Genomic DNA, 16,635 nt, shown 5'->3' with positions numbered 1-16,635 from the left:
ATGACCGCGATGTCGATGGCGCAGGCGCTGAACGCCGCCCTGCGCGACGCGCTGCGTGCGGACGAGCGGGTGCTCGTCTTCGGCGAGGACGTCGGGCCCCTGGGCGGCGTGTTCCGCGTCACCGACGGGCTGACCAAGGAGTTCGGCGAGGAGCGGTGCTTCGACACGCCGCTGGCCGAGTCCGGCATCGTGGGCCTCGCGGTGGGCATGGCGATGGGCGGGTTCCGGCCGGTGGTGGAGATGCAGTTCGACGCCTTCGCCTATCCGGCGTTCGAGCAGATCGCCTCGCACGTGGCCAAGACGCGCAACCGCACCCGCGGCCGGGTGACGCTGCCGATGGTGATCCGCGTCCCGTTCGCGGGCGGCATCGGCGGCGTCGAGCACCACTGCGACTCCAGCGAGGCGTACTACGCCCACACGCCGGGGCTGAAGGTCGTCACGCCCGCGACGGTCGAGGACGCGTACTGGCTGCTGCGTGACGCCATCGCCGACCCCGACCCGGTGATCTTCATGGAGCCGAAGCGGCTGTACTGGTCCAAGGAGGCGTTCTCCCCCAGCGGGCGGCGGCGCGCGCCCGGGTTCGGGCAGGCCGTGGTCCGGCGCGAGGGCCGCGACGCGACGCTCGTGGCCTACGGGCCCGGCGTGCCGGTCGCGCTCCAGGCCGCCGAGGCGGCGGCCGCCGACGGGGTCTCCCTGGAGGTGGTCGACCTGCGGACGATCGTCCCGTTCGACGACGAGACCGTCACGTCCTCCGTACGGAAGACCGGGCGGTGTGTCGTGATCCAGGAGGCGCAGGGGTTCGCCGGGGTGGGCGCCGAGATCGCGGCGCGGGTCCAGGAGCGCTGCTTCCACTCGCTGGCCGCGCCCGTGCTGCGGGTCACGGGCTTCGACATCCCCTATCCGCCGCCGAAACTGGAGCACGCCCATCTGCCGGACGCCGACCGGGTCCTGGACGCGGTCGACCGGCTGCAGTTCGACGACCGGCCCGACGTGGTGCACCTGAGCAGGGAGGCGTCATGACCGCGGGGCAGGTGTTCCGGCTGCCCGACCTGGGCGAAGGGCTGACCGAGGCGGAGATCCTCGACTGGAAGGTGTCCGTCGGCGACACCGTCGAGATCGACCAGATCGTGGTGGAGGTCGAGACCGCCAAGGCTGCCGTCGAGGTCCCGGTCCCCTACGCGGGCACCGTCCTGGCCCTGCACGCAGAGCCCGGCGCCGTCCTGTCCGTGGGCGCGCCCCTCATCGAGGTCGCCGCCGAGCACCCGGCGGCGGCCCGCTACCGCGACGAGGAACGCGCCGGCTCCGGCAACGTCCTCATCGGCTACGGCACCACCCCCACCCCACCCCGCCGCCGCCACACCCGTCCCACCACAAACGCGAACGCCACAACAGCCCCCCGCTCCACCGCAGACCTCACTACCACCACTAACCTCAGCCCCGCCACAAACCTCCGTCCCGCCGCAGACCGGCGGCCCGCCACAGACTCCCGCCCCACCACAGACCGGCGGCCTGCCGCAGACCTCCGTCCGGCTGCGGAATCGCATCCCGCCGCAGAGCCCAGCCCCGCCACAAACCTCCGTCCCGCCGCAGACCGGCGGCCCGCCACAGATCCCCGCCCGGCAGACCTCCGCCCCGCTGCGGAATCACGGCCTGTCGCGGAGGTGCGGAGGCGGGAGGCGGCTGGGGGGATGGCGCCGCGGGTGATCTCGCCGTTGGTGCGGAGGATCGCGCGGGAACATGGGATCGATCTCGACGAGGTCACGCCCACCGGGCCGCGTGCGGTGATCCTGCGCCGCGACGTGGACCGAGCCATCACCGACCGCGCCCGCGCCACGGCGGGGAGGGCGCCGGTGGCCGACCGTTCCCAAACCACGGCGGGGAGAGGGCCGGTGGCCGACCGTTCCCAGGACGCGGCGGGTCAGGAGCGCGTGCCGCTGCGGGGGGTGCGGCGGGCTGTGGCGGAGAAGCTGAGCCGCAGCCGCGCCGAGATCCCCGACGCCACGACGTGGGTGGACGTGGACGCGACCGAGCTGCTCGCGGCCAGGGACGCGCTCCGGCGCGACCGCCCCGATCTCGGCATCGGCCTGCTGGCCCTGCTGGCCCGCATCTGCGTGGACGGCCTGCGCCGCTTCCCCGAGCTGAACTCCACGGTGGACGTCGCCCGTTCCGAGATCGTCCGGTACGGACACGTCAACCTCGGATTCGCCGCCCAGACCGACCGCGGGCTCGTCGTCCCCGTGGTCCGCGGGGCGCACCGGATGACCACCGCCCAGCTCGCCGGGGAGCTGACCAGGCTCACCGGCCTGGCCCGCACGGGCAAACTCCCGCCCGAGGCGCTGACCGGCGGCACGTTCACGCTCAACAACTACGGCGTCTTCGGCGTGGACGGCTCCACCCCGATCATCAACCACCCGGAGGCCGCTCTCCTGGGCGTCGGCCGCGTCATCGACCGCCCCTGGGTGCACGGCGGCGCGGTCGTCCCCCGCAAGATCACCCAGCTCTCCCTCACCTTCGACCACCGGGTCTGCGACGGCGGCGCGGCCGGCGGGTTCCTGCGCCACGTGGCCGACCTCGTGGAGAACCCGGCGATCCTGCTCGCCCACGTCTGAGCGTCAGGAACCGCCCGGCACCACCAGGCCGGACTCGTAGGCGATGACGACGAGCTGGGCCCTGTCGCGGGCGTGGAGCTTGGCCATCGCCCGGTTGACGTGGGTCTTGGCGGTCAGCGGGCTGATCGCCAGGCAGTCGGCGATCTGGTCGTTGGACAGGCCCTGCGCGACCAGGGCGACGCTCTCGCGTTCCCGGTTGGTCAGCTCTTCGAGCCCTCTGCCGGTGCCGAGGGTGATCGGCCGCGTGACGTACCTGTCGATGAGTTTCCTGGTGATCGACGGCGCGAGCAGCGCGTCGCCGCGGGCCGCGACCCGCACGGCGTGCAGGAGATCCTCGGGCACGATGTCCTTGACCAGGAACCCGGCCGCGCCGGCGCGCAGCGCGTCGAAGACGTACTCGTCCAGGCCGTAGTTGGTCAGGATGACGACGTGCACCCCGGCCAGCGCGGGGTCCGCGGCGATGCGCCGGGTCGTCTCGATGCCGTCGGCGACCGGCATCTGGACGTCGACGAGCGCGATGTCGGGCAGATGCTCCCTGGCCAGGGCCAGGCCCTCGACGCCGTCGCCGGCCTCGGCCACCACCTCGATGTCGTCCTCCAGGTCGAGGAGCGCGCGGAACCCGCTGCGGATGAGCGGCTGGTCGTCGACCAGCAGGACGCGGATCACGGCAGCCGGTCCACGGGGAGTTCGGCCCGGACGGTGAAGCCGCCCTCGCCGCGCGGCTCCGCCCGCAGGCGTCCGCCGAGTGCGGTGACGCGTTCGCGCATCCCGAGCAGCCCCACGCCGGGCACCGGGACGGTGTCCTGGTTGGCCCTGCCGTCGTCGTCGACGCGTACTTCGAGCGTGTCCGGGCGGCAGTCGATCCGGACCGAGGCGGTCGCGGCGGCGGCGTGCCTGGCGACGTTGGTGAGCGACTCCTGGACGATCCGGTAGACGGTCCTGCTCACCGCGGCGGGCACGTCCTGCCGCCGCCCCTCGATCGTCAGGGTGGCGTCCAGGCCGATGGCGCGGGCCCGTTCCACCAGCTCCGGGACGTCGTCGAGCCCGCGCGGCGGGGTCGTGTCGTCGTCGCGCAGCGCCTGCAGGGTCGCGCGCAGCTCGCGGGCCGCCTCGCGCCCGGCCTCCTGGATCGCCAGCAGCGCCTCCGGCACCTGTTCGCCGCGCCTGCGGGCCACGTGCACGGCGACCTCGGCCTGAAGCTTGACGATCGAGATCTGGTGGGTGAGCGAATCGTGCAGCTCCCGCGCGATGCGCAGCCGCTCCTCGTCGGCGCGGCGCCGCGCGGTCTCCTCGCGGGTGCGCTCGGCCTCCTCCGCCCGCCGCTCGGCCTGCCGCAGCGCCTCGCCCGCCGCCCCGGCCGCGACCAGCCAGGCCAGCTCAAGAGCGCCCCGGGCCTGCGCGAACGCCTCGCCCATGTCGTACGATCCCGAGGCCACGGCGGCGAGCGGCAGCGCGGCCAGCATGGTCACGCTCGCCACCACCGTGACGACGCGGTGCCCGGCCCGTACGGCGGCGTACACCGCGAACAGGAACGCGACGGCGGGCACGTCGAAACCGGCCGCCTGGTAGCCCACCGCGCACAACCCGGTGACGACCAGGACGGGGACCGGCGCCCGGCGGCGCGCGGCCAGCGCCAGGCCACCGGCGACCAGCGCCGCGTAGCCGGCGGGGTTCGCGGAGCCCTGCCCGGACAGCCCGGTGACCAGCAGCGCCGCCGCCACGCAGCCGGCGATCGCCCAGTCGAGGGCACGGGACCGTCCTGTGCTCATGCGCGCACCATAGCCCGATGCCGTCGCGGGCGGATCCTGCGTACGGACGATCGCCGGGCTACCGCGTCCGCGGTACTTCCACGGATCCTGCGGCGCCGGCGGCAGCGCGCATCGCCTCCCCTGGCCGGACGACCGGCGGCGGGTCCGGAGGACACCATCGGGACACGTCCAGTCCCAGGAGGAGAGTCTCATGTCCGTCACCTTCACCCTGCTCGGAGTCGTGGACCCCGTCGACGCCTACGCCATGACGTCCGGGCGGCTCTGGTCCGCGGTGGGCGCGCTGCTGGGCCTGGCGGGCACGGTGGTCGGCGGGCTGGCCGTGGCCCGCGCCACCGGTCGCATCGGCGCCGGCACCGGCAGAAGGGGAGCCGTCGTGGCCCTGGTGGCGGGGCTGGCGGGCGCGGCCGTCGGCGGGCTGGTGGTGGCCGCCGCCGAGGGCGGTCCCGGCACCGGTTACGGCATCGTCGGCGGCTATGTCGCCGTGGTGGTGGGCCTGTGCTCCGTCGTGCTCGGCGGGCTGGCGCTGACCCGCCGCGTCCGCCGCTGATCGCCGGGCCCGTATCATCGCGGCATGCTGAACCCCAGCAGGCGGGCGGTGCTCCTGGCCGCCGGTGGGCTGATCGCCGGTTGCTCGCGGCAGCGCGAGGTCGGCGAGATCGACCTCCGGCTGGCCACCGGGCCGGCGGGGGCGGTCTACCGGCGCATCGGCGGCTCGATGGCGGCGCACATCTCCGAGCAGGTGCCGGGCGTCACGGTGCGCACCGTGCCGAGCGGTGCGTCCACCGACAACATCCGGATGCTCCGGGCCGGCGCGGTGCACCTCGGGCTGACGAGCCTGGACGCGCTGATCCTTACCGACGGCAGCGCGCCCGAGGAGCTCTCGGCGATCTGCCGGCTCTACGACAGCCACCTGCATCTCGTGGTCATGGCCGGTTCGGCGATCGAGGAGTTCGGCGACCTGGAGGGCAAGCGCATCTCGCTCGGCGCCCGCGACTCGGGCACCGAGTTCACCTCACTGCGGGTGCTGGAGCTCGGCCCGGTCGACACCGACAGCCGGTATCTCAGCCAGGCCGAGTCGGCGGCGGCGCTGCGCGAAGGCGTGATCGACGCGATGTTCTCCCTGACCGGCGTCCCGACCCCGGCCATCACGGAGCTGGCGCAGCGCCACCCCATCCGCCTGATCCCGCTGGACGCGCAGGCGGGTGCGCTCTTCACGGCGTTCCCCGGCCCCTACGCGCCGGCCATGATCCCCGCGACCGCCTACGCCGGCGTCCCTGCCACCCGCACCTTCGCCGTGCCCAACGTGCTTCTCGTACGGAACGATCTGCCGGCCGACCTGGTGTACGCCATCACCGACACGATCTTCACCCACACCGGCACGATCTCCTCCGCCGGCCGCGGCGACACCGAGGCCATTCCCGAGGCCTGGCACATCAACGTCCGCACCGGCATCTCGACCGCGTCGATCCCACTCCACCCGGGCGCCGCCGCCTGGTTCCGCGACCGCAAGCACTGACCGGCACGCCGCACGAGACATGAGTCAGCTGCGGGGCTATCGTTGTTGCAAGTCATTTGCAATTACGAGGAGAGATAGCTCATGGGTGACTACACCCTCCCGGACATGCCGTACGACTACGCGGCCCTGGAGCCCGCGATCACCGGCGAGATCCTTGAGCTGCACCACGCCAAGCACCATGCCGCCTACGTCAAGGGCGCCAACGACACCTTGGAGAAGCTGGCCGAGGCACGGGACAAGGGCGAGTTCGGCGGCCTGGTCGGGCTGGAGAAGACGTTCGCGTTCAACCTGTCAGGCCACGTGCTGCACACGATCTTCTGGGAGAACCTGTCCCCCGACGGCGGCGACCGCCCCGACGGCGACCTCGGCGCGGCGATCGACGAGCACTTCGGCTCCTTCGACGCCTTCAGGAAGCAGCTCACCACCGCCACCGCCACCGTGCAGGGTTCCGGTTGGGGCGTGCTGGCCTGGGAGCCGCTGGGCCGCCGCCTGGTCGTCGAGCAGGTGTACGACCACCACGGCAACGTCGGCATGAACACCACCCCGCTGCTGGTGTTCGACGCCTGGGAGCACGCGTACTACCTGCAGTATCGCAACGTGCGCCCGGACTACGTCGAGAAGCTGTGGGACCTGATCAACTGGAACGACGTGATCTCCCGCTACGACGCCGCCCGCGGCGTCTGACCCGGACCGGCGCCGCCCGCCCGGCCTGAGCTTGGTCCGCGGGGCCGGGCGGGCGCCGCCCTCAGTTTGATGCGACTTGCCTGCAATTGCGACTTATATGCAGAATGAGGTGTTTCATATCGCGATTGCCCGATCCTCTCACCACCGGAGCCCCACCACATGAGCCGCCCGCCCCATACCGCCCCGAAGTCAGGTTCCACGCCGAAGGCGGTGGCCGGATCATGAAGAAGCTGCTCGTCCTGGCGGCGGCTCTGACGCTGACCGCCTGCTCACAGGCTCCCGCCGCCCAGGAGCCCGAACAGCGGGCGGCGCCGCAGGCCGGCTTCCCCGTCACGGTCGAGAACTGCGGGCGCACCCTCACCTTCGACCGGCCGCCGGCCAAGGTCGTGACCGGCTACCACCCCTCCCTGGAGACCCTGTTCGCGCTCGGCCTGGGCGACCGGATCACCGGGCGGACGAACTTCTCCGAGAGCGCGTTCCTGCCCGGCCACCAGGAGCAGTACGACAAGATCCCGGAGATCTCCGACACGATCATGATGCCGCAGAAGGAGATCATGCTCTCCCAGGGCGCCGACTTCATCGTGGACAACCAGATGGCCAGCTTCGACGCCGCCGGCGGCTACGCCACCGTGGAGGAGCTGGACGCGGCCGGCAGCCCCGTCTACATCCTGGGCGGCTGGTGCAGCCCCGAGGAGGTGCTGCGGTTCACCCTCGACGACACCTTCGACGACCTGCGCAACCTCGGCAAGATCTTCGGCGTCTCCGACCGCGCCGAGAAGCTGATCAGCGAGCTGCAGGGCCAGCTGGACGACGTCAAGAAGCGCGTCGAGGGCCGCACCCCGGTCAAGGTCCTGGCCACCGACGGCGGCAAGGGCCCGGTCAACGCCTACGGCGGCTCCGGCATCACCCACCAGATGATCACCCTGGCCGGCGGCGAGAACGTCCTCAAGGACGTCAAGGGCGACTACACCGAGGTCAGCGCCGAACAGGTCAGCGCCTCCCAGCCTGAGGCCGTCCTGATCAGCGACTACTCCACGCTGCGCGGCGAGGACATGCCCAGCTCGCCCGCCAAGGCCGCCGAGACCTTCGCCATCGTCAAGAACAGCCCGGCCGCCGAGGAGCAGCGCTACCTCGCCGTGCCAGTAGCGGCCCAGCATCCCGGCTACCGCAACCTCCTGGCCGTCACCGACATCGCCAGGTTCCTGCACCCGGACGCCTTCACCCAGTGACCAGCACCACCCGGCAGAGCCCGGCGCAGACCGTGCTCGTCCCGCGAAGCCGGCGCGTGAGCCGGTTCCTCCTGCTGGTCGCCGCGCTGATCGCCGCCGTGGTCGCCTCGACCTGGCTGGCGGTCAGCATCGGCGCGGTGCCGGTCGCCCTGCCCCAGGCCTGGGGCATCGTGGCCGACCGCGTCATCCCGGGCGTGGTCCCGCAGACCTGGACCCCGGTGCAGGAGCAGATCGTGTGGGAGTTCCGGCTGCCGCGCGCGCTGCTGGCGCTGCTCGTCGGGGCCGGGCTGTCGGTGGTCGGGGCGGTGCTGCAGGCGCTGGTGCGCAACCCGCTGGCCGACCCGTTCCTGCTCGGGGTCTCCTCCGGCGCCTCGTTCGGGGCGGTGCTCGTGCTGATCCTGGGCGCCTCCGCGCTGGGCGGGCTGTCGCTGTCGGCCGCCGCCTTCGCCGGCTCGCTGCTCGCGCTCGTCCTGGTGTACATGATGGCTCAGCGGTCCGGACGGCTCACCCCGTCGCGGCTGGTGCTGTCCGGGGTGGCGCTGGCGTACCTGTTCCAGGCCGCCTACAGCTTCGTCCTGCAACTGGCGCAGAGCGGGCGGGCCGCCCAGCAGGTGCTCTTCTGGCTGATGGGCAGCCTCGGCGGCGCCCGCTGGCACGTGCTGCCCCTGCCGGCGGTCGTCCTGGCCGCCGGGGTGGCGTATCTGCTGCTGCAGCACCGCCCGCTGAACGCGCTGGCCGCCGGGGAGGAGACGGCCGTCTCGCTCGGCGTGAACGTGAACCGCTTCCGGCTGAGCCTGTTCGTGCTGACCTCGCTGCTGGTCGGGGTGATGGTGGCCACCAGCGGCGCGATCGCGTTCGTCGGCCTGATCGTGCCGCACGCGGCCCGGCTGCTCGTCGGCGCCGACCACCGCCGGGTGCTGCCCGTCACCGCCCTGCTCGGAGCCGTGTTCCTGCAGCTCGTGGACATCGCCGCGCGCACCGTCAACGCCCCTCAGGAGCTGGCGCTCAGCATCGTCACCGCGCTGTTCGGCGTGCCGTTCTTCCTGTGGCTGCTGCGCCGCCGCTCGGTGGACCGGGCGGTGAGCGTCCAGTGAGGCTCGACCTGCGCGGCGTGTCCGTCGCGCTCGACGGCACCCCGATCGTGCGCGAGGCCGACCTGCTGGTGGACGACGGCGAGTTCGTCGGCCTGGTCGGGCCGAACGGCTGCGGCAAGTCCACCCTGCTCCGCTCGATCTACCGGGCCCTGCGCCCCTCGGCGGGGCTCATCACCGTGGACGGCGACGACGTGCACCGGCTGCCCGCCCGCGAGGCCGCCCGGCGCACCGCCGTCGTCGCCCAGGAGACCCCGCCCGACCTGGACTTCACCGTGGCCGAGATCGTCGCCATGGGCCGCACCCCGTACAAGTCCGACCCCCGCGCCGACGAGGAGCTGTGCGCGCGGGCGCTGGACCGCGTCGGCCTGACCGGCGCCGCCGGCCGGATCTTCGCCACCCTGTCCGGCGGCGAGAAACAGCGCGTCCTGCTCGCTCGCGCCCTGGCCCAGCAGACCCGCCTGCTCCTGCTGGACGAGCCCACCTCCCACCTCGACATCCGCCACCAGCTCGAACTGCTGCACCTGGTGCGCGAGCTCGGCGTCGCCACCCTGGCCGTGCTGCACGACCTCAACCAGGCCGCCGCCTTCTGCGACCGCCTGTACGTGATGAACGCCGGTCGCATCGTGGCCGGCGGCCCGCCCGAGCAGGTCCTCACCCCCGACCTGATCTCCGAGGTGTACGGGGTGCGCGCCGTGCGGCGGACCCAGCTCGTCTTCGAGCGGCTCAAGGACGAGCGGTGACCCTCAGGCCGGGGCTCCGGACGACTCCGCCACCGGCAGCGCGACCACCGCGGCGAACCCGTACCCGGACCCGTCCGGGCGCGGCAGGCCGTCCTCCAGCCGCAGCTCGCCACCGGCCGCGCCGACCAGGTCGGCGCAGATCGCCAGGCCCAGGCCGGTCCCGGACACGTTCTGGTGGCGCGGCGAGCGCCAGAACCGCCGCAGCGCCTGGGCCCGCTCGGACGCCTCGATCCCCTGCCCGTCGTCGCGCACCGCGATCGTGACCACGCCCCCGCCCGCGGGGACGGCCCGGGCGGTGACCTCCACCACCCGCGCGTCCGACAGCCGCAACGCGTTGCTGATGAGCTCGTCCAGGATGCTGCCCAGCCCGCCGGTGGGCTCCAGCAGCCGCAGCCCCGGCGGCACGTCGACCGCGAGCGTCTGCCCGGCCGTCGCCGTCAGCGCCCGCCACCGCTCCACCCGGGTCGCCAGCACCGCGTCGAGGTCCACCGGGGACGCCGTCCGGATGCTCTCCATCCGCGCGCTGGCCTGCAGCGAGTTCAGCAGCCGCTGCATGGCCTTCAGCTCGTCCACGGCGACGTCGTACACCTGCCGCCCGTCACCGGCGGCGCGCAGGTGCGGTTCGAGGCTCTCCACGGCGAGCCGGAGGCTGGTCAGCGGGTTGCGGAGCTGGTGGGAGGCGTCGGAGACGAACGCCCGCTGCCGCTGCACGGCGTTCTCGACCGCGTCCATCATGGTGTTGAACGACTCCGCCAGCCGCCGCAGCTCGGCGGGCCCGGCCTCGGCGTCGGCCCGGATGGTGAGGTCGCCCTGCGAGATCCGCGAGCTCGCCGCGTCCAGCTCCCGCACGGGCCGCAGCACCCACGCCGACACCGGCCAGGCGACCGCCATCAGCGCGACCAACGGCAGCAGCCCGAGACCGGCGAGCTGGGCCCAGCGCAGCATGATGCGCCCGCGCGTCTTCGACAGGTCGGAGATCGTCACGATGGCGCCGACCACCTCGCTGTCGCGGCCCACCGGCTCCGCGACCACGAGCGCCGACCCCGCCCACGGCGCCCAGTCACCGGACGGTTCGGGCCGCGCCCCGGCCAGCGCGGCGGTGACGATCGGGCCCATGCCCGGCTCGCTTCGCGCCGCCTCCCGGTAGGCGTCCCTGGGCCCGAGCAGCACGGTGCCGGACGTGTCGATCACCGCGACCGGGATGCCGTAGAGCTCGTGGTAGCGGGCCAGCTCCAGCTGGAGCGCCTCGGTCCGCCCGGTCGACAGCGCGGTCTCGGCCAGCGACGCGAACCGGCCGACGTCGTTCAGCCGGTCGACGTACGTCTCCTGCACCTCCCGCTCGGCCACCGTGACGCTGAGGGGAACCCCGAGCGCGGCGACGAGCATCACCGCGAGGGGCACCAGGACGACGAGCAGCCGGCGGTGCACGGCGCGTCAGCCGGTCGGCTCCGGCCGGTCGGCCACGAGCCTGTAGCCGACCCCGTGGACGGTGCGGATGACCACGGCCGGGCCGATCTTCTGCCGCAGCGCGGCGATGTGGGTGTCGAGGGTGCGGCTCGACGACTCCCAGGTCGCGCCCCAGATCTGGTCGAGGATGACGTCGCGGCTGACCACGTTGGGCGCCCGCCGGGCCAGCAGCAGGAGCAGCTCGAACTCCTTGCGGGTGAGCGTCACGGGCGTGTCGTCGACGGTGACCTCGCGGGTGCCGACGCCGATGCGCATCGGGCCGAGGAGGAGCGGCTCGTCGGGGGCGCTCAGGGCGCGGGCCACCCGGGTGCGCCGCAGCACGGCGTCGATCCGGGCCAGCAGCTCGGGGATGCCGAACGGCTTGACGATGTAGTCGTCGGCGCCGGCGCGCAGGCCGCGGACCCGCTCGTGCTCCTCGGAGCGCGCCGTGACGGCGATGACGGCGGTCTCGGGGCGGTCGCGCAGCTTGCGGATCACGTCGAGCCCGTCGCCGTCGGGCAGGCCCAGGTCGACCAGGACGACGTCGGACGGGGCCGCGCGCACGGCCTCCGCGGCGGTGGCGAGGCGGTGGACCTCGAAGCCCGCCTGGGCCAGGACGGTCACCAGACCCCGGGCCACGCGGTCGTCATCCTCGATGATGGTGATCCGCATACCGGATTGTACGGCCCGGTCCGACTCCGTTGTTAACCAGTTCTTGGGATTTTCCTGACATCTGGCGCATTCCTTGGGATTCCTCTGACACTATCCGCGCCCGTACCAGCCCAGACTGAGGCCGCGCACTCACCCAAGAACGCGAATGCGCCGAAGAGGAGGCCGCGACATGAGAACGACCAGCAGGTACCGGGCCGCCGCGCGGATGATCGCCGTCATCGGCGTCGTCTCGCTGGCCGCCGCCTGTGCGGGCAACGGGGGCGACGGGGGCACCACCGGCGGCGGCGACACCGCAGGCTACCCGGACCAGAACATCACCTTCGTCGTGCCGTTCAGCGCGGGCGGCCCGACCGACACGGTCACCCGCATGATCGCCGAGCCGATGGCGGCCAAGCTCGGCGCCAAGATCGTCGTACAGAACGTCGAGGGCGCGGGCGGCACCGTCGGGGCCGGCGAGGTCGCGCGGGCCGAACCCGACGGCTACACCGTGCTCATGCACCACATCGGCATGTCGACGGCGCCCGCCCTCTACCAGAACCTCGGCTACCAGCCGCTGGAGAGCTTCGAGACGGTCGGGCTCGTCACCGAGGTGCCGATGACGGTCGTCGCCCGCAAGGACTTCGCGCCCGCGACGCTCCAGGACCTCGTGACCCACGTGAAGGCGAACGCCGACAAGGTCACGCTGGCCAACGCCGGCATCGGCGCCGCGTCCCACCTGTGCGGGCTGCTGTTCCAGACCGCCGCGGGCGTCAAGCTGCAGGAGGTCCCGTACGAGGGCACCGGCCCCGCGCTGACCGACCTCGTCGGCGGCCAGGTCGACTTCATGTGCGACCAGACGACCAACACCAGCGGCCAGATCTCCGCGGGCGAGGTCAAGGCGTACGCGGTCACCACGCCGGAGCGGGTCAAGAGCCTGCCCGACCTGCCGACCACCGCCGAGGCGGGGCTGCCCGGCCTGGAGGTCAGCGTGTGGCACGGCCTCTACGTGCCGAAGGGCACCCCGCAGGACGTCGTCCAGAAGCTGTCCGAGGCGCTGAAGACGGCATTGGCAGACCAGAAGGTCGTCGACCAGATGGCCAAGCTCGGCACCGCGCCGGTCCCGGCCGAGAGCGCCACCCCCGAGGCGCACCGGACCAAGCTCCAGGAGCAGCTCGGCACCTGGGCGAAGGTCATCGCCGACGCCGGGATCAAGGCTTCCTGACGTGGAGCACCGCCGGTCATTCCCCGACGTCCTCGCCGGGGGGATCTTCGTCCTGATCGGTGGCGCGTTCGTGGTGGGGTCGCTCGGCTACGAGCTGGGCACCCCGCTGCGGATGGGCCCCGGCGCCTTCCCGCTGCTCGTCGGCGCGCTCGTGGCCGCCCTGGGCCTGGCGATCGTGGTCAAGGGGCTGGTCGCCGGCGAGATGATCGCCTTCGGCACGATCCCCTGGCGCGCGGTCGCCGTCATCACGCTCGCGCTGATGTTCTTCGGATTCACCGTACGGGGCCTCGGGTTCGTGCCGACGTCGGCCGTCACCGCCCTGCTCACCACGCTGGCCAGTAAGCACGTACGGCCGCTCACCGCCGTGGTCGTCGCGGCCGGGCTCACCGTGGCCAGCACGCTCATCTTCGTCGTCGGCCTCCAGCTGCGGATCCCGCTCTGGGGCCCGTGGCTCGGATTCTGACGCGGCATCCGGATTGAGGCATGGACCTACTCGAAAACCTCGCGCTCGGCCTCTCGACCGCTCTCCTGCTCCAGAACGTCCTCTGGTGCTTCGTGGGAGTGCTGCTCGGGACGATGGTCGGCGTGCTGCCCGGCATCGGGCCGACGGCGACGGTGGCGATGCTGCTGCCGATCACCTTCAGCTTCGAGCCGGTGACGGCGCTGATCATGCTGGCCGGCATCTACTACGGCGCGCAGTACGGCGGCTCGACCACCGCCATCCTGATCAACCTGCCCGGTGAGTCGTCCGCGGCCGTCACCGCGCTGGACGGGCACGAGATGGCCCGCCAGGGCAGGGCCGGCGCCGCCCTGGCCACCGCGGCGATCGGGTCCTTCATCGCGGGCACGGTCGCCACGGTCGTGCTGGCCGTCGCGGCGCCGCCGCTGGCCCGCGTCGCGTTGCAGTTCGGCCCCGCCGAGTACTTCGCGCTGGTGCTGTTCGGCCTGATCGTGTCGATCGCGCTGGCGCGCGGCACCGCGCTCAAGGCCCTCGCGATGATCTTCCTGGGCGTCCTGCTCGGCACGGTCGGCCAGGACATCTACACCGGCACCCCCCGCTTCACCTTCGACCAGCGCGAACTGTACGGCGGGATCGACTTCGTGTCGGTCGCCGTCGGCATGTTCGGCGTGGCCGAGATCCTGCGCAACCTGGAGAACGAGCAGACGCGCACGGCGATCGTCGACAAGGTGCGGAACCTCTGGCCGACCCGCGAGGACCGGCGCCGCATCGTCGCCCCCATCCTGCGCGGCACCGGTCTCGGCGCGGCGCTCGGGGTCCTGCCCGGCGGCGGCCACGTGCTGGCCTCGTTCACCTCGTACGCCGTCGAGAAGCGGATCTCGAAGCGGCCGCAGGAGTTCGGGCACGGCGCGATCGAGGGCGTCGCCGGCCCCGAGTCGGCGAACAACGCCGCGGCGCAGACGTCGTTCATCCCGCTGCTCACCCTGGGCCTGCCGGCCCACCCGGTGATGGCGCTGATGATCGGCGCGTTCATCGTGCACGGCATCACCCCCGGCCCGAACGTCATCACCGACGAGCCCGCGCTGTTCTGGGGCCTGATCGCGTCGATGTGGATCGGCAACGTGCTGCTCGTGCTGCTGAACCTGCCGCTGATCGGCATGTGGGTGCGCATGCTGCGCATCCCGTACCAGGTGCTGTTCCCGATGATCATCCTGTTCGCCTCGATCGGCACGTACTCCCTGGGGTTCAACGCCTACGACGTCTACGCGATCGTGCTCTTCGGGCTCCTGGGCTACATCCTGATCAAGTGCGGCTGCGAGCCGGCCCCGCTGCTGCTCGGCTTCGTCCTCGGCCCCCTGCTGGAGGAGAACCTGCGGCGGGCGCTCATCATCTCCCGCGGCGACGCGTCGGTCTTCCTGACCCGGCCGATCTCCGCGGCGCTCCTGGCCCTGTCGGTGGCGGCGCTCGCCCTCTCCGTCCTCCCGGCGATCCGCAAGCGCCGCGAGCAGGTGTTCACCGAGGACGAGTGAGCCCGGCCATCGTGAGGGCGGCGAGCACGGTGACGAGCGGGATGGCCGGCAGCGCGGCGGGGACCAGCGTGACCACCAGGGTCCCCGCCGCCGCCCCGACCACGACCGCCGTCAGGATGGCGATGTCGCGCACCATGGCCCCCGCCAGGCCGCCGGAGGTGAGCAGGGCGGCGATGACGCCGGTCAGCGTCCCCGTCAGGTACGTCGTCGACACCACCCGGCGGCCGCCCAGGGCGCGCATCGCCGCGCTCTGCAACCCCATCGCCATCGCCGTCAGAACCAGCAGGACGTGCAGCGCCACGGCGGACGGGCGGCCACCGGTCACCTCCCAGCCCACCGCGAACGCCACCAGCGCGAGCAGCTCCGCACCGAGCACGGCGATCATCCCGCCGCGGCCCGCGACGCCGGTGCCGGCGGCGACCCCCAGCACGTACCCGATGACCGCGGTGACGGTGGTGAGCAGGTGCGCGAGGTCGGCGGTTCCGATCGCGTAGCCGGACACCACCAGGTTGCCGGTCATGACACTGCTGAACACCCCGCCGAGCCGGATGAAACTGGCCGCGTCGACCGCTCCGGTGCCGATGGTGAGGACGACGGCCATGGCGGTGAGCGGAAGGTCCAGCCGCTCGCGCCCCATCAGCGGCGCGTCACGAGCCCACGACCGTCCCGCATCGCACCCTCCCCACACCCGACGTCAACGCTCCGTACCCATTCCACCACGAAGCGCCACCACATGCCTGACACGCGCGGCCGATGGAATGCGGGCGCGGTCGCCGCCGTTGTCGGAAGTGCGAGCCCGACCATGGGTCCGCCCGGACGAGACGCGCCGTACCCGGCCTGCGAAGACGACGCTCCTTTCATGGAAGGAGCCGTCATGGCTTGGATCATGCTGGTCGCCGCGGGTCTCTTCGAGATCGCCATGGCCTACGCGCTCAAGCAGAGCAACGGGTTCTCGCAGTCGCTGCCGAGCATCGGTTTCGTCGTCTTCGCCGTGCTCAGCTTCGGTCTGCTCGCGCTCGCACTCAAGACTCTCGACGTCGGTACGGCCTATGCCGTCTGGACAGGCATCGGCGCGGTCGGGACCGCCGCGCTGGGCATGATCCTGCTGGGAGAGAGCGTGTCCCTCCTGAAGCTCGCCTCGATCACCCTCATCATCGCCGGCGTCGTCGGCCTCAACCTGGCGAGCGGGGGCCACTGACGGGCCCGGATCCGAGGACGCCTTTCCGATGCCCGGCAACCAGTCGTTCGTCGACGAGCTCAGGCAGCGGTTACGCAGATCCAGGGGCGGGAGCCGATCTCGCCGGAGCGGCTGCTGTTCGCCGTGGTCCGCCGCACCTACGAGGAGCTGGCCGACCGCGGCCTGAGGTTCAACGCGTTCGACGTCTACGCGATCATGTTCTTCGGGCTCCTGGGCTACGTCCTGATCAAGTGCGGCTGCGAGCCGGCGCCGCTCCTGCTCGGTTTCGTCATCGGGCCGCTGCTGGAGGACAACCCGCGGCGGGCGCTGATCATCTCCCGCGGCGACGCGACGGTCTTCCTCACCCGCCCGATCTCCGCGACGCTCCTGGCCCTGACGGCGGCGGCCCTGGTCATCACCGTCCTCCCGGCCATCCGCAAGCGCCGCGAGCAGGTGTTCACCGAAAACGACTAGGTCAGGGAAGCGCGGGAGGAGGCGTCATGCGCAGC

The 16,635-nt window shown here is 72.5% G+C and carries 18 protein-coding genes and 1 riboswitch; of the genes, 13 read left to right on the top strand and 5 right to left on the bottom strand.

The genetic code is table 11. From position 1 onward, the window contains the following. A complete protein-coding gene (locus ABD999_RS28820) occupies positions 1-1,020 on the top strand; it encodes an alpha-ketoacid dehydrogenase subunit beta (RefSeq protein WP_219545957.1) in 1,020 nt (339 codons plus the stop codon). Continuing rightward, entirely contained in the window at positions 1,017-2,609 is a 1,593-nt protein-coding gene (locus tag ABD999_RS28815; protein ID WP_345482975.1) for a dihydrolipoamide acetyltransferase family protein, read from the top strand. The genes ABD999_RS28820 and ABD999_RS28815 overlap by 4 nt, the downstream gene beginning before the upstream one ends. Positions 2,610-2,612: 3 nt before the next feature. Here the strand turns inward: ABD999_RS28815 and ABD999_RS28810 are convergent, their stop codons facing one another. Then, positions 2,613-3,275 (bottom strand): response regulator, encoded by a 663-nt coding sequence (locus ABD999_RS28810; protein ID WP_219545959.1) that lies wholly within the window; start codon positions 3,273-3,275, stop codon positions 2,613-2,615. Beyond that, the gene (locus tag ABD999_RS28805) at positions 3,272-4,378 is read right to left on the bottom strand and encodes a sensor histidine kinase (RefSeq protein ID WP_271279500.1); all 1,107 of its coding nucleotides are present in this window, start codon (positions 4,376-4,378) and stop codon (positions 3,272-3,274) included. The genes ABD999_RS28810 and ABD999_RS28805 overlap by 4 nt, the downstream gene beginning before the upstream one ends. Before the next feature lie 190 nt (positions 4,379-4,568). Here ABD999_RS28805 and ABD999_RS28800 point away from each other — a divergent pair, with 190 nt between their 5' ends. The 6 genes from ABD999_RS28800 to ABD999_RS28775 all read left to right on the top strand — a co-directional run bounded on the left by ABD999_RS28800 (position 4,569) and on the right by ABD999_RS28775 (position 9,641). Beyond that, positions 4,569-4,925, top strand: coding sequence for a DUF6223 family protein (locus tag ABD999_RS28800; protein ID WP_148034998.1), 357 nt, complete (start codon positions 4,569-4,571; stop codon positions 4,923-4,925). A gap of 24 nt (positions 4,926-4,949) precedes the next feature. Then, positions 4,950-5,894, top strand: coding sequence for a TAXI family TRAP transporter solute-binding subunit (locus ABD999_RS28795; RefSeq protein ID WP_148034999.1), 945 nt, complete (start codon positions 4,950-4,952; stop codon positions 5,892-5,894). Between the two features lie 81 nt (positions 5,895-5,975). After that, positions 5,976-6,578, top strand: a complete 603-nt coding sequence (locus ABD999_RS28790) for a superoxide dismutase (protein WP_271279499.1) — start codon at positions 5,976-5,978, stop codon at positions 6,576-6,578. Between the two features lie 221 nt (positions 6,579-6,799). Next, the gene (locus ABD999_RS28785) at positions 6,800-7,807 is read left to right on the top strand and encodes an ABC transporter substrate-binding protein (protein WP_271279498.1); all 1,008 of its coding nucleotides are present in this window, start codon (positions 6,800-6,802) and stop codon (positions 7,805-7,807) included. Beyond that, the gene (locus tag ABD999_RS28780) at positions 7,804-8,901 is read left to right on the top strand and encodes a FecCD family ABC transporter permease (RefSeq protein WP_219545964.1); all 1,098 of its coding nucleotides are present in this window, start codon (positions 7,804-7,806) and stop codon (positions 8,899-8,901) included. Before ABD999_RS28785 ends, ABD999_RS28780 begins: the two co-directional genes overlap by 4 nt. Continuing rightward, complete coding sequence (locus tag ABD999_RS28775; RefSeq protein ID WP_271279497.1) at positions 8,898-9,641, top strand: ABC transporter ATP-binding protein; 744 nt, start codon at positions 8,898-8,900, stop codon at positions 9,639-9,641. Before ABD999_RS28780 ends, ABD999_RS28775 begins: the two co-directional genes overlap by 4 nt. Before the next feature lie 3 nt (positions 9,642-9,644). Here ABD999_RS28775 and ABD999_RS28770 read toward each other — a convergent pair whose 3' ends face one another. Then, positions 9,645-11,069, bottom strand: coding sequence for a sensor histidine kinase (locus ABD999_RS28770; RefSeq protein ID WP_271279496.1), 1,425 nt, complete (start codon positions 11,067-11,069; stop codon positions 9,645-9,647). A gap of 6 nt (positions 11,070-11,075) precedes the next feature. Continuing rightward, positions 11,076-11,759 carry a response regulator transcription factor gene (locus ABD999_RS28765; protein ID WP_271279495.1) on the bottom strand — a complete coding sequence of 228 codons (684 nt, stop codon included), beginning with the start codon at positions 11,757-11,759 and terminating at the stop codon, positions 11,076-11,078. 169 nt (positions 11,760-11,928) lie between these two features. On the opposite strand from ABD999_RS28765, the gene ABD999_RS28760 reads away from it, so the two are divergent. Genes ABD999_RS28760 through ABD999_RS28750 form a run of 3 tightly spaced genes read left to right on the top strand, consistent with a single transcriptional unit; the run spans position 11,929 to position 14,949 of the window. Continuing rightward, positions 11,929-12,960, top strand: coding sequence for a tripartite tricarboxylate transporter substrate-binding protein (locus tag ABD999_RS28760; RefSeq protein WP_271279494.1), 1,032 nt, complete (start codon positions 11,929-11,931; stop codon positions 12,958-12,960). 1 nt (position 12,961) lies between these two features. Beyond that, entirely contained in the window at positions 12,962-13,423 is a 462-nt protein-coding gene (locus tag ABD999_RS28755; RefSeq protein WP_148035005.1) for a tripartite tricarboxylate transporter TctB family protein, read from the top strand. A 20-nt stretch (positions 13,424-13,443) separates the two neighbouring features. Further along, entirely contained in the window at positions 13,444-14,949 is a 1,506-nt protein-coding gene (locus ABD999_RS28750; RefSeq protein WP_148035006.1) for a tripartite tricarboxylate transporter permease, read from the top strand. Here ABD999_RS28750 and ABD999_RS28745 read toward each other — a convergent pair. Then, on the bottom strand, positions 14,933-15,586 hold the full coding sequence (locus ABD999_RS28745) for a YoaK family protein (RefSeq protein ID WP_345482974.1): 654 nt from the start codon (positions 15,584-15,586) through the stop codon (positions 14,933-14,935). The two genes, ABD999_RS28750 and ABD999_RS28745, sit on opposite strands and share 17 nt — an antisense overlap. 152 nt (positions 15,587-15,738) lie before the next feature. After that, positions 15,739-15,804, top strand: a riboswitch (guanidine-III (ykkC-III) riboswitch). 19 nt (positions 15,805-15,823) lie between these two features. Between ABD999_RS28745 and ABD999_RS28740 the strand changes: the two genes are divergently transcribed. Together ABD999_RS28740 and ABD999_RS28735 are read left to right on the top strand one after the other, a co-directional pair. Beyond that, positions 15,824-16,147 carry a DMT family transporter gene (locus ABD999_RS28740; protein WP_271276126.1) on the top strand — a complete coding sequence of 108 codons (324 nt, stop codon included), beginning with the start codon at positions 15,824-15,826 and terminating at the stop codon, positions 16,145-16,147. 123 nt (positions 16,148-16,270) lie between these two features. After that, positions 16,271-16,600: a hypothetical protein gene (locus ABD999_RS28735; RefSeq protein ID WP_271276127.1), complete on the top strand. Its 330-nt coding sequence runs from the start codon at positions 16,271-16,273 to the stop codon at positions 16,598-16,600. Positions 16,601-16,635 lie beyond the last annotated feature (35 nt).

The sequence above is a fragment of the Nonomuraea ferruginea genome (genome assembly GCF_039540635.1).
GTDB lineage: Bacteria > Actinomycetota > Actinomycetes > Streptosporangiales > Streptosporangiaceae > Nonomuraea > Nonomuraea ferruginea.
This window is presented reverse-complemented; position numbering and strand designations above follow the sequence as displayed.

Bases quoted from the DNA above. Each gene is read 5' to 3' on its own strand.
- ABD999_RS28785 (WP_271279498.1), top strand. From the start codon at position 6,800: ATGAAGAAGCTGCTCGTCCTGGCGGCGGCTCTGACGCTGACCGCCTGC.
- ABD999_RS28745 (WP_345482974.1), bottom strand. From the start codon at position 15,586: ATGGGGCGCGAGCGGCTGGACCTTCCGCTCACCGCCATGGCCGTCGTC.
- ABD999_RS28765 (WP_271279495.1), bottom strand. From the start codon at position 11,759: ATGCGGATCACCATCATCGAGGATGACGACCGCGTGGCCCGGGGTCTG.
- ABD999_RS28805 (WP_271279500.1), bottom strand. From the start codon at position 4,378: ATGAGCACAGGACGGTCCCGTGCCCTCGACTGGGCGATCGCCGGCTGC.
- ABD999_RS28790 (WP_271279499.1), top strand. From the start codon at position 5,976: ATGGGTGACTACACCCTCCCGGACATGCCGTACGACTACGCGGCCCTG.
- ABD999_RS28795 (WP_148034999.1), top strand. From the start codon at position 4,950: ATGCTGAACCCCAGCAGGCGGGCGGTGCTCCTGGCCGCCGGTGGGCTG.
- ABD999_RS28750 (WP_148035006.1), top strand. From the start codon at position 13,444: ATGGACCTACTCGAAAACCTCGCGCTCGGCCTCTCGACCGCTCTCCTG.
- ABD999_RS28815 (WP_345482975.1), top strand. From the start codon at position 1,017: ATGACCGCGGGGCAGGTGTTCCGGCTGCCCGACCTGGGCGAAGGGCTG.
- ABD999_RS28740 (WP_271276126.1), top strand. From the start codon at position 15,824: ATGGCTTGGATCATGCTGGTCGCCGCGGGTCTCTTCGAGATCGCCATG.
- ABD999_RS28760 (WP_271279494.1), top strand. From the start codon at position 11,929: ATGAGAACGACCAGCAGGTACCGGGCCGCCGCGCGGATGATCGCCGTC.
- ABD999_RS28820 (WP_219545957.1), top strand. From the start codon at position 1: ATGACCGCGATGTCGATGGCGCAGGCGCTGAACGCCGCCCTGCGCGAC.
- ABD999_RS28800 (WP_148034998.1), top strand. From the start codon at position 4,569: ATGTCCGTCACCTTCACCCTGCTCGGAGTCGTGGACCCCGTCGACGCC.